General features: G+C 44.9%; 11 protein-coding genes. 5 read left to right on the top strand and 6 right to left on the bottom strand.

All coding sequences use genetic code 11. The features are described from left to right. Positions 1-42: 42 nt before the first annotated feature. Positions 43-885 (bottom strand): dihydropteroate synthase, encoded by an 843-nt coding sequence (gene folP, locus SFV55_RS00455; protein WP_320027470.1) that lies wholly within the window; start codon positions 883-885, stop codon positions 43-45. Positions 886-990: 105 nt separating this feature from the next. Between folP and SFV55_RS00450 the strand changes: the two genes are divergently transcribed. The 5 genes from SFV55_RS00450 to SFV55_RS00430 all read left to right on the top strand — a co-directional run bounded on the left by SFV55_RS00450 (position 991) and on the right by SFV55_RS00430 (position 8,757). Continuing rightward, positions 991-2,199 (top strand): DUF4230 domain-containing protein, encoded by a 1,209-nt coding sequence (locus SFV55_RS00450; RefSeq protein WP_320027469.1) that lies wholly within the window; start codon positions 991-993, stop codon positions 2,197-2,199. A gap of 223 nt (positions 2,200-2,422) precedes the next feature. Beyond that, positions 2,423-3,076, top strand: coding sequence for a response regulator transcription factor (locus SFV55_RS00445; RefSeq protein ID WP_320027468.1), 654 nt, complete (start codon positions 2,423-2,425; stop codon positions 3,074-3,076). Between the two features lie 91 nt (positions 3,077-3,167). After that, positions 3,168-4,223, top strand: coding sequence for a LysM peptidoglycan-binding domain-containing protein (locus tag SFV55_RS00440; protein WP_320027467.1), 1,056 nt, complete (start codon positions 3,168-3,170; stop codon positions 4,221-4,223). Between the two features lie 375 nt (positions 4,224-4,598). Continuing rightward, complete coding sequence (locus SFV55_RS00435; protein WP_320027466.1) at positions 4,599-7,952, top strand: TonB-dependent receptor; 3,354 nt, start codon at positions 4,599-4,601, stop codon at positions 7,950-7,952. Positions 7,953-8,106: 154 nt separating this feature from the next. Then, positions 8,107-8,757, top strand: coding sequence for a hypothetical protein (locus tag SFV55_RS00430; protein ID WP_320027465.1), 651 nt, complete (start codon positions 8,107-8,109; stop codon positions 8,755-8,757). Between the two features lie 19 nt (positions 8,758-8,776). Here SFV55_RS00430 and ctlX read toward each other — a convergent pair whose 3' ends face one another. The 5 genes from ctlX to SFV55_RS00405 form a co-directional block, all read right to left on the bottom strand. After that, a complete protein-coding gene (ctlX, locus tag SFV55_RS00425) occupies positions 8,777-9,712 on the bottom strand; it encodes a citrulline utilization hydrolase CtlX (protein WP_320027464.1) in 936 nt (311 codons plus the stop codon). 95 nt (positions 9,713-9,807) lie between these two features. Then, the gene (locus SFV55_RS00420) at positions 9,808-10,584 is read right to left on the bottom strand and encodes a queuosine precursor transporter (RefSeq protein ID WP_413776672.1); all 777 of its coding nucleotides are present in this window, start codon (positions 10,582-10,584) and stop codon (positions 9,808-9,810) included. Between the two features lie 102 nt (positions 10,585-10,686). Further along, positions 10,687-11,043, bottom strand: coding sequence for a 6-carboxytetrahydropterin synthase QueD (gene queD, locus SFV55_RS00415; RefSeq protein ID WP_320027462.1), 357 nt, complete (start codon positions 11,041-11,043; stop codon positions 10,687-10,689). 105 nt (positions 11,044-11,148) lie between these two features. Next, on the bottom strand, positions 11,149-13,227 hold the full coding sequence (locus SFV55_RS00410; RefSeq protein WP_320027461.1) for a helix-hairpin-helix domain-containing protein: 2,079 nt from the start codon (positions 13,225-13,227) through the stop codon (positions 11,149-11,151). Between the two features lie 495 nt (positions 13,228-13,722). Continuing rightward, positions 13,723-13,951, bottom strand: a 229-nt coding sequence (locus SFV55_RS00405; RefSeq protein WP_320027460.1) for a hypothetical protein, incomplete at its 5' end; no start/stop codon positions are given.

Raw genomic sequence — 13,951 nt, 5'->3', positions numbered from 1 at the left:
TGGTTGAGGGTTGAAAAAAAATAACAAACATAGGTTTTTTTCTTATTCATTTTCAAGCATTTCCCACAGTCGAATCACCTCTGCAGCGGGTTTTACGTCGTGTACACGTAGTATTTTGGCCCCTTGTTGTAAGGCAACCATATGCAAGGCAGTAGTACCATTTAGCGCTGCTTCCGGCTCAATTTCCAGCAAGCGATAAATCATGGATTTGCGGGACAAACCAGCCAAAATGGGGGCATCCAAAATTTGGAACACTTGCAAGTATTTTAACAAGGTGTAATTGTGGGTTAGGTTTTTGCCAAAACCAAAACCTGGGTCAAGCACAATATCCTTCACCCCCAAGGCGCGCAATTTGCCTACTTCCACAATAAAAAAGTCGAGCACTTCAGTGACCACATCTTTGTATTCAGGATTCCTTTGCATGTTACCTGGATGCCCTTGCATGTGCATGAGAACATAGGGCAAACCCAATTCAGCTACCGTTGGATACATACTGGCGTCGAGCCGACCTGCTGAAATATCATTGATGATGCCAACCCCCAGCCCTGCTCCTACCCTCGCACTCTGGCCATAAATGGTATCGAGCGACAAGATTGCCTCCGGAAAACGTTTCGCTAGTGCCTCAACAACTGGAGCTACACGTTCTACCTCCTCTTCAGCACTGATGAGGGTCGCCCCTGGGCGGGAGGACATGCCCCCAATGTCCAAAATTTGGGCACCTTCACTCAGCATTTTTTCTGCCTGTTGTACAATAACATCCAAGGCAGTGAACCGGCTGCCTGCATAAAAACTATCCTCTGTTACGTTGATGATGCCCATGATGACGGGTTGGGAAAGATCCAAGAGGCGTCCGGCGCAATTGAGGGTGCTTTGTGGATTGAGCATTGAATTTCGATTTTGTTTGGGCGGCCCTATATGGTCGCCCAAAAAAGGGGCAACCACATAGGGTTGCCCCGACAAATTTATTACTTTTGACCAAAATCTACTGTTATGTCTGAAGGTGTTGACTCCCGTTTGCGCATCAGCCAAACTTTTTTGGCCATCCTGGTCATTGCATTGTTTGCCTTGATTGCTTACAAATATTTGCCCAAAGGAAGTATGAGTGGTGATGTCACCACTGTGCCCAAAGAATTTCAGTTGAATTATTTACCTGCTGATTTTAATTTCGACATCGACGAAGAGGATGCCCTGGCCATTCTGACCAACCCCAAACGCTATCGGCGGGAATTCAATCAACTGGTGTACGACATGAACATGGCTATCCTGAACCATACTGCCAATCGTATGGGTTTGAGCGAGTCGATAAAAAAACAGCTGCCCAACGAATACGACAAACACCACGACTATTTGCGCAACTTGTACTACGATGAATTTTTAGCCATCAAAGACACCACCAGTAGTTTGTACCAAACCTGGTACGACAATGGGTTCAAAAATGCCGCCAAAATCTGGTACGAAGTAGCCGCCAAATACACCTGTTACCTGGTCAATAACGTCATGGGAGGACTCATTCCCATGAAAGATGGAGCTTTTTATGCCAAGGGCAAAAGAGTAGACACCCCCTGCGGCATTGCCCTCACTGAAGCACTGTCTCCCTTGATGAAACAGATCGAAGAAAGGGCTGCCATCGAAGACTTTGGCCGATCACGGGGACTTTTGCAGGAACGGGTGGAAAAAGTCGTTTCGGAATTGGCCACTTACGAAATCCGGGACAAAAAAGGCTTGACCAAACAATTCCAGACTAAAGTTTGGGGTTTTGCGGTATCTTCTACCGACGTCGAAATCACGGCAATTAGCATTTTAAAGATTGGTTTTAAACTCGACGATTATTTCGACATCAAACTCAATGGAAAAAGTAAACTGGTTACCGTTACCTTGCCAGAACCGATTATCCTTTCCCACGAAGTGTATCCCAAAATGGACCGCATGAGCATTGGTTGGTTGCGGGAAATCAAAGGTGACGATTTGAACAAAGCCTTTAATGTATTGCGTGAAGAATTTCGCCGCGATGCATTGAATGCCGATGCCATGGATAAAGCCAAAGTCCAAGCTCGGGAAGTGCTCAATACCATGATGGGGCCCTTGGTCAGTTCTTTGGGTTCCAAATACAAATTGCGCGTAATGTTTGAAGAGGGCGACCCCACACCCCAGGAATTTAAGCCTCGGGACCCTTTTGGTGATCCTACCACCGAACAATAAATCAAGTTTTGTCGTTCATCTGAAGTTCTATTTAAACGTAGTCTAAATAAATTTTGTCCAAAAGAAAAAAATTGATACCTTCGCGGTCATCTTAGTGGAGCAAAAATAAGTGTGCATTTTTTTGAGGAAAAAGGATCAAAAAGGCGCTTGAAATGAACCATTTACGCTTTCACTCCTTTGGCAAAAGGAACGCTTATTTTTTATCGCCCAATAGTTACCGAGTATGAAGCAATATTCCGTATTACTGGCAGATGAACAACCCTTGGCTCGATTGGCTCTTCGCCAATTGTTGAATCAATCAGGGCATTACCAGATTGTAGCGGAAGTCGGTAATGAAGAGGAAATGATTGCCTCGCTCCGGGTCAACAAGCCGGACTTAGTAGTGCTAGACTATAGCCAATCCGAAAGCTTTCGCCCAAGCTCAATTGCAAAAGTCAAAATCGTTTCACCCAAAACCCAGATATTGGTCATTAGTGCCGATACCCGCAAGGACAATATTGCCCAAGTATTGGAACTGGGAGTTACCAGCTTTTTAACCAAAACCTGTGGCCTTAATGAAATCCTCGAAGCGGCCCAGGCTACCCTCAAGGGAAACAAGTTTTTTTGCAGTCGGGTAATTGATTTTTTGTTGGAAAAATCCCTGGCCAAAGAGACAGAAGTCAACTGTGCTCCTACCCCACTCTCGGCCCGTGAAATTGAAATTGTTCAACTTTCTGCTAAAGGACTGATTGCCAAAGAAATTGCAGACACCCTCAACCTGAGCACACATACCGTTTATACTCACCGCAAAAATATTATGAAAAAATTACAAATCAGTTCCTCCTCCGAATTGGTGCTGTATGCAGTAAGTAAGGGTTTGGTACAAAATGAAATTTGAGCTTTTTTTTGTTAACCTTCCTCCTTTCTTCCAGGAATTGTTGATTTTTTGGATAAAAACTCGCAACTTGCCTTGCTATAAGGCAATCAATATGAAAAAAAAATCAATTACGCTGTACTTGCTGATGTACGCTCCGCTTTGGGTAATGGCACAAACCTATGTTGCACCTCCCCCCTTGCTGCCCAACCCAGGTAACAATGCCAACAACATTCCCATCAAAGAGCCTGTTTATGCTCCGGAGACCAATAACAACATCAATAACACAGCTACACTTACCCAGAATGGTAGAAACCACCTTGTCAAAAAAGGAGAAAGCCTCTACCGCATCGCTAAATTGTACAATGTCACCGTGGACGACATTAAAGCCTGGAATTACCTCCAGTCTGACCTGATCGCTGCAGGCGCCAAGCTCAGCATTGGTACACCAGCGCCCTATGTGACCAACAACAATGTCCCAGCACAATACAACCAAATGGCTGAGCGCTCAGTACCTGGTTGGCAAACCGGATTGCAAAACCATACCTTGCTCGCAGGGGAATCTCTTGCTGCCATTGCCAATTATTATGGCCTGACCGAAGCTCGTCTGCGCTCCATGAACAATCTTGGGCCGCAAGACCTTGTACCCGCTGGTTTTGTGCTCAATGTCAACCCTTGCCAGAGCAATACTTCCTTGGGCAACAGTCCTCCTCCTGCTTCCTACGAGCAACCCAATACCCCGGGAAGTTACACTCCAGGTAATGGTCAGGATTTCAACTCTCCCGTTCCCAAATACACTCCCCAGAATCGTTTCGCCAACCCCAACACTCCGAATAGCTACGACCAGATGGGCAACACAACAAACAATTCTGGCAATTATACCTATCGACGCGAAGACCAATACGACCCTAATGCAGCCAATTCTTCAGCTATTCCCAATGCTTACGATTACAGCGCTCAGGGTGGCATACCAAACAATCCGAATACTAATTTTGGTACTCCAGGAGTACTGATTTATGAAAATGGACGACGGGTTCATGTGGTAGGCAGCAATGATACCCTAGAAACAATCGCCGATCAATATCAAGTGTCGGCCGAACGCCTTCGTTATCTCAACAAGATGGGCGCGTTCGATGTAGTTCGGCCAACTCAAAAATTGCTCTTGGAATAATTTGATCAAAAAATATACAAATAATGCTTGATTGAGCGTTTTTTCTTTCCATTCATGGCTCAATCAAGCATTGTCCATTTCTGCTTGCCTAGACTAGCACTTCTAAGGTTAAATTAATGTAAATTTTTTTCTTCGGAGGCTTTATCTCCTTTCTTAAGCGAATCAAAAAATTTTACTACGCAAAAAGCAGGAAAAAATTTCATTTATTCTTAAAAACAATATTTTTACTATAAAATTAACATAGACTTGTTTCTTATAATCGATTGATTTTTAATCAGAAAACTAACACTGAGTTAATACTGATTTCAAAACTGTACGTTAATTTTGCGCCGTGATTTTATTCTCACTCATTCCATCACCAAATTAATTTAGTTTATGAAGCTTGCTAACCTGTTTAAAGCGCTTTGCACAGTGGTTGTACTACTTGCTGCGCAATTTGGTGCTTTTGCTCAGGTGACTACTTCTGCGATGACCGGTATCATTACCGACACTAAAGGAGAAGCCCTGATTGGCGCCAACGTGGTTGCAGTACACGTACCTTCGGGTACAAATTATGGTACCGCTACTGACCTGGACGGTTCTTACCGCATGCCAGGTATGCGTGTAGGTGGCCCTTATAAAGTTACGGTGACTTATACCGGTTTTGCTGACCAAGTAAAAGAAGGAATTTACATCAGCTTGGGAACTGCTGCAACGCTGAATTTTGCGTTGGAAGAACAAGCAGTTCAGCTGGATGACATTGTTATTAGTGCTGGTAAAAACTCAGTTTTTTCTAGTTCTCGTACTGGTGCAGCTGCCCAGTTCGACTCCAAGGCCATCAACAGCTTACCTACCATTGGCCGTACCATTGATGACATCACCAAATACAACGCCTACAGCAATGGCCGTTCTTTTGCTGGCCAGGACAGCCGTTTCAACAACATTACCATTGACGGTTCTGTGTTCAACAACGGTTTTGGTTTGGGTTCTTCTGCTCAGGCTGGTGGACGTACTGGTACCACCGCAATTTCTTTGGATGCAGTAGAAGAAGTACAGGTAAACATTGCTCCATTTGACGTACGCCAATCTGGCTTCGTGGGCGCTGGTGTCAATGCAGTTACCCGTTCTGGAACGAACGAATTTTCCGGTTCAGTTTACCACATTTTCCGCAACAGTGATTTGGTTGGGGAAAAAGCGGATGGTATCACCCTTTCTCCCAAGCCTTTTATCGATGAAAAAACTACTGGTTTCCGTTTGGGTGGACCGATCGTCAAGAACAAGTTGTTTTTCTTTGGAAACTATGAGCAGTTCACAGGTACTAACCCGGCACTGTCTTGGCAGTTAAACAGACCTGGTGCAACAGGTAACGTATCTCGAGTAACTGAAGCAGACTTGTTGGATTTGGCAGATTTTATGAAGACCAACTTCAATTACGACATGGGGGCTTTGGACAACTTCAACAACGATGTAACCAGTAAAAAAGCACTGATCCGCTTGGATTACAACATCAGCCAAAAGCACAAAGCTTCTTTGCGTTACTCTCACCACAACTCAGAATCTGAACAAGTCATCAGTGGTTCAAACAGTAGTAACACTGCGGGTAACGGTAACCGCCAAAACTCTGCACTAGCTATTTCTGCTGAGAACACTGGCTACATCATTCAGGACAACACCCGTTCTGTCGCTTTTGAATTGAACTCTGTGTTGAGCAGCAAAACATCGAATAACTTTGTTGCTACCTTCAACAAACAGATTGAAGACCGTAAGTACAGAACCGATCCGTTCCCAACTGTTGATATCCTGAAAGACGGTACAACCTACACTACTGTAGGTTTCGACCCGTTCACACCAAACAACAAGTTGAACTACAGCACGTTCAACATCACCAACAACTTCAACATTTCTGCCAAGAAGCATTACTTTACCTTAGGGCTTTCTTATGAGTATTTTGAGTCAAACAACGTATTCTTCCCATCTTCTAATGGTGTATACGTTTACAACTCAATTGCTGATTTCAAGACTGCTGCTTTAGCGTTCAAAAATAACCCATCAGCAACTACCTCACCTGTAGCCTTCAACCGCTACAACCTGCGTTATTCCTTGTTGCCAGGGGGAATTGAACCATTGCAAACCTTGCAAGTGGCTACCTACAGTGCCTACGCTCAAGATGAATTGCAAGTTTCAAAGCGATTCAAATTGGTTTATGGCATTCGTGGAGACGTTTTCACCTACGACAATGCTACTGCTGCTGACTTCTTCAACCCTGTTGTTGCAGGCTTGACTTTCAAAGACGAGGACGGTAATAACCTGAAAATCAACACTTCTACCTTCCCTAAGCCTGCGTTGTTGCTTTCTCCACGTTTGGGTTTCAACCTGGATGTTGACGGCAAACAAAACACCCAGTTGCGTGGTGGTACGGGTATCTTCGTATCTCGCATTCCTCAGGTATTGGTATCCAACCAGTTGGGTAACAACGGTGTAAACACTGCATTGATCAACGTAACGGGTGCGGCTACCACTGCATATCCATTTACCACGGATCCTAGCCGTTTTGCACCAACAAATACCGACATCACCAAGTTGCCACCTTACGTAATCAACGCTTCTAAAGAGGATCTGAAATACCCAGTATCCTGGAAAACTAACTTGGCAATCGACCAGAAATTGCCTTGGGGTTTGATCGGTACCCTCGAAGGTATTTACAACAAGACCCTGCAGGGTTTGCGTTACATCGATGCCAACCTGAAAGGGCCAGATCGTAAGTTGAACGGTGCAGATACTCGCGGTCGATTCCCAGCATCCGGGGTAGCCAGCTCTGGATCAGGTGCTGCCAACACGGTGGCCATTGCCCGCTTCATCAACCCAACTATTTCCAACGCGTTTATTTTGTCCAACACCAACGAAGGTTACGCTTACTCTTTCACTGCCAAGTTGGAAAAACCAGCAACCAATGGTTTTGGGGGTATGATTGGTTATACTTATAGCAAAGCAACCGACTTGCAATCAGTAGGTAGTACCGTACAAGCCAACGCTCCAACTGTAGGTGGTCAAAATTACCTGGAGGCGAGCTTCTCTGACAATGATCTGCGCAGTCGTTTTGTAGGGTATCTGAGCTATCGCCTCAATTATGGTGGCAAATTTGGTGCCGCAACTGAATTCACCTTGGGTATGGTAGCTGCTTCTGGCTCAAAAATCAACTACATCTACGGAAACGACCTGAACGGTGACGGTCAGACCAACGACCTGATTTTTGTACCCAACAAAGCAAGTGACCTTACTTTTGGTAGCTTGACCGCCGGTGGTAAGACCTTTACCCCTGCTGAACAACAGGCTGCATTTGATAAATTCATCGATGCTGACGAATACCTAAAAACACGCCGCGGTCAATACGCTGAGCGCAATGGTGGCTATTTGCCAGCCTTGACTCGTTTGGATCTTACCGTTATGCAGGAAGTCTACATCAAAATCGGAGGTAAGAAAAATACCTTCCAATTCAGAGCAGATATCCTCAACTTTGGTAACATGCTGAATAATGCCTGGGGTGTAGGTAGCTCAATAACTTCAGGAAACTTTAGCTCTGCCAACCCACTTTCTGTAGCCAGTGTTGCTGCAGATGGTACACCTACCTTCCGGATGACTACTCGGGTAGTAAATGGCCAAACCATCCTCTTGGATACTCCATTCGTGAAAAGCATTAGCTTGGGCAACGTTTGGCAAGCACAATTGGGTGTACGTTACATCTTTAACTAATAGATGGACTAATTTCCATCTTTAGCATAAAAAAGGGGCTGCTTCCAGTGGAGGCAGCCCTTTCTTTTTGTGTGTGCAGTTTTATAAAAAACACAAATAATTGACTTGACTTTATTTTAAAATATTTCGTAACTTTGTTTAAAGTTTTTTCTCCATGGAGCGAATAGATAGAATCGAAAAGGCGATTGAGGAATTGGTGGCGGCTCAGAATAAGTTGAGCGCACAACAGGCTAAAACGGACGAGCAGTTGGCTAAAACGGATGCACAATTGGCTGAAACCGATGTACAGTTGCTTGAGTTAAAGGAATATCTTAAAGAAAGTTATGCCCGAGCTGAAATCGGGATGGCTGAGTTGCGCGAATCCCAAAAAGAAATGCAGCGCCAATTGGGTGGTATCGGCAATACCAATGGTGAATTTGCAGAAAACTTTTTTTATTCATCGCTACAGCAGAAAATGGAATTGGGCGGAGTCAAATTCGACCACATTGAAAGAAATGTAAAAGGCAGATTTAGAAACCTGACCGATGAGTTCGACATCGTTTTATACAATGGTGACAGCATCAGCATTTTGGAAGTCAAAAACAATGTCAAATCCTCCAATGTCAAACAATTAATGACGACTAAGCTTCAAAATTTCAAAACACTCAATCCAGGGTACGCCGATGCCAAAATTTACCTGGGCATAGCAGGTTTTACTTTTGAAAACGAAGCCGTCAAAGCTGAAGCCAAAGCAGCAGGATTTGTAGTACTGGAGGTACAAGGAGACCATCATGAGGCCGATACGAGCAGCATGAAAGCCTATTGAATCGCGATGTGTCGCGACGTTACGACCTGTGCGGCAGAAACACCTCTGCCATCATACACCTCGTACTCCCCCCACCATAAGTTTCAATGGTTTTGATCGGACTATGTAAAATCTGGGTATGTTTTTCAATTTTCGCAATTTGTTCCGGCCTTAAGGATTCGTAAGCCTGAGTCGACATCACCAGAAAGGTTTGGCCGCTCGTGTTGCGCACCTGGAGCATATTTCCTGCAAAAGACATCATTTGATCCAGACTCAGGTTGATGACTTCTTTGCCCGTTGTGTCAAAATAGGACAACAAATCTGATTTCTCCTGAACATCCCGAATGCTATCCAGCACAATCACCACAAAAGTTTCACCCAGTGCCATCATTACGTTGGTATGGTAAATGTCCTGCCCCTGGCCATCCACAGCATGAAAAAGGACCGGGGTATAGCCTGTGATACGAGAAAATTCCTCCAACAATTCTGGGTCTGTACGCTGACTCAAACAGGCATACACCAAACGATTGGGGCGATCCAGGATCATACTGCCAGTGCCTTCGAGGAATTTATCCTGTGCCTCATGGCTCTCCATCCGCACATGGTTGGTAATGGCGAATTGCCGGGATAGGTCATTGAGCACATCCTCGCGGCGCTCCAGACGGCGCTTGGCCGCGTACATCGGATAAGTGATGATCAGGCCATCCTGGTGAAAGGTGACCCAGTTGTTGGGAAAAACGGCATCGGGAGTAAGGGGGGCCGCAGTGTCTTCCACTACAATTACATTGACACCTGCCGCACGGAGTTTGGCCACAAAAGTGTCGAATTCAGCTTTGGCTTTTTCTTGAATTTCGGCAGCACTCAGGCTTTGGTCATTGACCTGGAAGGCATTGTTGGATGCCGTTTCCTCATTAAATCCAAAATGGGCTGGACGTACCATCAAGATGGTATCGGTGGTTTGCTGGATGCTTTGCATATAAAATAGGTATCTGATCAGGCTAAGCGATTCTAAAAACGTCTGGTTACAAAAATAGGAAAAAAAGGGTTCAGGAACACACAAACTTGCCAGGGTCACCAAGAAGTGGCCCGGCTTTTCATGGCATGGGCAGTCTCACGCCCAAGGTAGTGGTCTATGCCCCGGTGAGCCACGTATAAAATTGGGGTAAGACAAAGTGCCATCAAAAATTTGTAGGAATATTGGATGGTGGCGACTGCAAACAATTGGTTCCAGGTCCAGGGTTCTACATTGCCTACCAATTCCGGGCCCCATTTAAAGGCAATGCAGAGCACCACCATACTGTCGAAAAACTGGGAAACTACGGTTGATCCAGTAGCCCGCAACCAGATGTTTTTCTCCCCGGTCCATTTTTTGATGCGGTGAAAAATAAACACATCGGTCAATTGGCCAACGGTAAAAGCGGTAAGCGACCCAATAATGATCAACATCCCTTGCCCAAGAATTACACTAAAAGCGTCTTGCATATTGGGCACTCCCCGGCTGGCATTTTGTTCCAACCACCAATCGGCAGGTACCAGGTGAATGGAGGCGAAAATCATAATAAATGCATAAGATATGAGGCCGATTGCCAAAAAGGACAACAATTGGACGCCCCGTTTGCCGTAATATTCATTGATGATATCGGTCATAATGAATACAATTGGCCACAGCAAGACGCCAGCCGAAAATTGCAGGGCGTCTTTTTGGCCAAATAAATTGAAATTGAAGGGTTTAATCCCCAGGGTGTTTTCGAGTGCGAATATTTTCACACCGATGAATTCTGCCACCAGGGCATTGGCAACAAAAAAACCACCCAAAATGATGAACAAGCGAGAGGACCGGTTAGTAATTACATCCACTGCATCCAACTTTAAATGAGTAATGACTTGTATAAATGCCCAAGTCGTCTTTAAAGTTTACTCACTTTGTTTTAATTCAGCAGTTTTCGCCAATCAATTGCCATAATAAATGACCCCGGTAGTTGGGGTTTCTTTTACTTCGATTGATTTAAGTTGTGTCAGTTTTGGTTTGAGGCGATCCCAAATCCATACCGCAATTACTTCTGCCGTTGGGTTTTCCAAACCAGGAATGTCATTGAGCATTTTGTGGTCCAGGATTTTTTCCAGCGGTTTCCAGGCATTTTTTACGTCGGCAAAATCGACCACCCAGCCCAAATGAGGATCCAGTGGACCCTCCAAAAGGATTTTCACATAATAGGTGTGCCCGTGCATGTGCGCACACTTGTGTCCTGCTGGAACATTGGGCAAAAAATGGGCTGCATCAAAGCTGAATTCCTTGTACAATTCCATGTTTGGATTTTTTGAGGCGCAAAGATAGAAAATAGCTATCAGCACTCAGCTATCAGCACTCAGCAAAACGGCTTGCTGCTTGCTCATTGCTGACTGCGGATCGCTCTAAAACACATACTTAATCTGAGCACTCAATTGAGTTTTCCGTGGCCCGTTGATCAATTCCAAACCAGTTCCAATTTCCGTTTGGTTGGACCAGAAGGTTTGGGCGAAACGGGCTTCTATCGTCAGCGCAGATACGGGTCGGTAGCGCAAGTTCAGGTACACTCGTGATCCCCGATTGTAATAAGGTGGAATGGAAAAGGTATTGAGCAGGTCGTTTTCATAATAATAAAAGCGCACGTTATAACTATCGGTATCAAACAATGCAAACCGGGTATTGAAAGAAAGAGGAAAGCCAATCGGCTGCACAATCACATCCTGCAATACCGCAAATCCGAACTCTCTCGCCCCCACCCCATCATCCCAATACCCCCAATCAGCACGGGTGCGCAGTTCCAGGGCTTTGCTCACCTGATTGCTGATATAGGTGCGCAACTGCACCAGCCTGGTAGGCGTAAGGACATTATAGGGCGTTTCGTTGCCAAAAGCGTTTTCTTCTTTGTTTTCCTGACGCAACTCAACAAAAGCGCGCATCCGTCGGCGTTTTTCGTAAGTGAGGCGCAACCTCCATTCCGTACCTCGTGAGGGTGCATCTACCTGAAAACGCAACCAGGGATGCCGCCACACATCATAATAAGCATTAACAGTCCAGCCGGTGCGAGGACGGATTTCCAGCCCCATGTACACTCCTTCTTCGTTGCGGCCTCCATCGGTTTCGCCAAAAGCAGCTGCGCCAAGCGCCTGAAAATTGCGCGGATACCGGCGGTACACCAGTGCCGCGTCCATTTTCCGATCCAGGGTCACCAGCAAGCCATTCATGGTTGCAATGGCACCGTTATCACTCCAGGCAGTTTCCCCAAAAGCATTCAGATTGCCCCAGCGAGCCGAATAATCTACACTGGTGTTAAGTAGGGATTGCCCTTGGAAATAATACCGGTTGTAAGGTTGAGGATTGAGGGTCAAAGCCCGATCAAAACGATGGTACACACTGTTTAGCCCCAAGCGGTAAGCGCCACTGTGGTATTGGAGCGACAAACCACTCATGTTTTGGCGTACACTGTTTTTATCTTCAATTTCGCGAATGGTTCGATGAAATCCGGCGTCGATGAAGGAGCTAAAACTGGCAACTTCCTCATCCAGGGTATCTACCCCATTCACATTGCCGTCGCGCAGACGGCTGGAATAAAAAGCGGTTGCCTCAAATTTATCGCTCAAAGCATAACTGATCCCCGCTCCCCGCAGGTAATTGGCTTCATTGGCCGAGGCATAAGGACGTAGATTGCGCGCATTGCGCTTGACCAAAGTAGAAGCCGCACTTTTGCCGGTACTGAACCCCGAAAACAAAATCAAACCCTGCCCAAAACTGGCATTAAAATCCCCCAGTGCCAATGACTTTAATTTTTTGCGGTAATTGTTCAGAAAAAAGTGTGCAGAATAAAAATCAAAGCCTTGTCGGTTGTTTCCTTTAAAAAAAGCCTCGCCCCTATCTTTCTCAGCAGTAATGCCAAAACTCAAACGATTGTAATAGGTATGCCTCCAGCGTACAAACAACTGGTTGGGATCACCCAGGTAAGACTGGTCGGACTCTGGGTTGGCATAACCAGCCTGCTTTTCCAGTACCCGAGACCAGCGCATCTGAACCTCGTTGCGGCCATCACCTACCATTTCTAAAATGGAAGCCTGAAAATCATCCAAATCTCCACCAGTAGTCAGGTACGGAATGATGCGGCGAATAAACGCCAAGTCAAAGCCTGGAATTACCTGCAATTCATATAAGGCCAGAAGTGGTCCCGCAATCTTTCGGTATTGCAAAAGGTTGTTGATTTGAATGTCATTCAGCAAACCTAGTTCCCGTAAATCTGCTTCGTCACAACGATTGATGTTTAGCGGTCGTTTTTGGAAAGTAGCCAAAAGATCAAACTGGCCATTCAAATCAAAATCACCAGATTCTGCTCCACTATTTTGCAAAAAATCTTCCAGTAAATCCGTTGGTACAGGATCTAAAGAAATGCTGTCCTGCCGTTGAGCAAACAAGGGCAATGATACAATCAATAAAAGAAATAAAATTGGTACATTGCGCATAGGGAATGGTGATTATAAACTATTCTACAAAGATAAAGTAAGCTGTTTAAGTACTGGCGACAATCTGGATGAAAAGTGATTTTTAGTCTACTGTGGCGAAAAAAGCAAATTTTTTACCTTGAATTCACTTATTTTTAATAAAAAAATAAGCCATTCAGGGTACTTGGGCATAAAAGCATAAATCAATTTTAATAAATTGAAAATCAAATAATTAACATGCTATATTTCCCCATAATAGTGCGCTAGCCATCACATTGAAAGCAAAAAATAAGTAGTTTTCGCCAGGAGCAGCAAGTACTTTTACATTAACAAATGAAGCCAAGGTCAACAGACCAGAACCAAACAAGCAAATAAGCGCTACTCGACAAACCCCGCCTGCCCTTAGCCAAATTACCACTTTAAAGAACAAACATTGATTGAACTTTCACTTGTGTGGGCAAGTGTTCCCAATTCAAACAATGAAATTCCACTTCAAACCCGGCAGGAAGAAGTGGCTCATAAGTCAGCAGTGACTTTGAGTATCAAGGCCGGATTTTCAACTAAAGCTATTTCTTTTTGATTGTTGACCCAATCAGGTCGAGCACAAAAACAAAAAAGGCCTCCGAGATTTGTGGGAATCTGGAAGCCTGCGAAAGAAAACGGTAATCCATTTTCAACTAAAGCTGAGCAAAGGTAAAACATCTTGCGCATTTTCTCAAATGATTTTTGAGAGGATGAGAATGGA

This window comes from Haliscomenobacter sp., from assembly GCF_033763495.1.
Lineage (GTDB): Bacteria > Bacteroidota > Bacteroidia > Chitinophagales > Saprospiraceae > Haliscomenobacter.
This window is presented reverse-complemented; position numbering and strand designations above follow the sequence as displayed.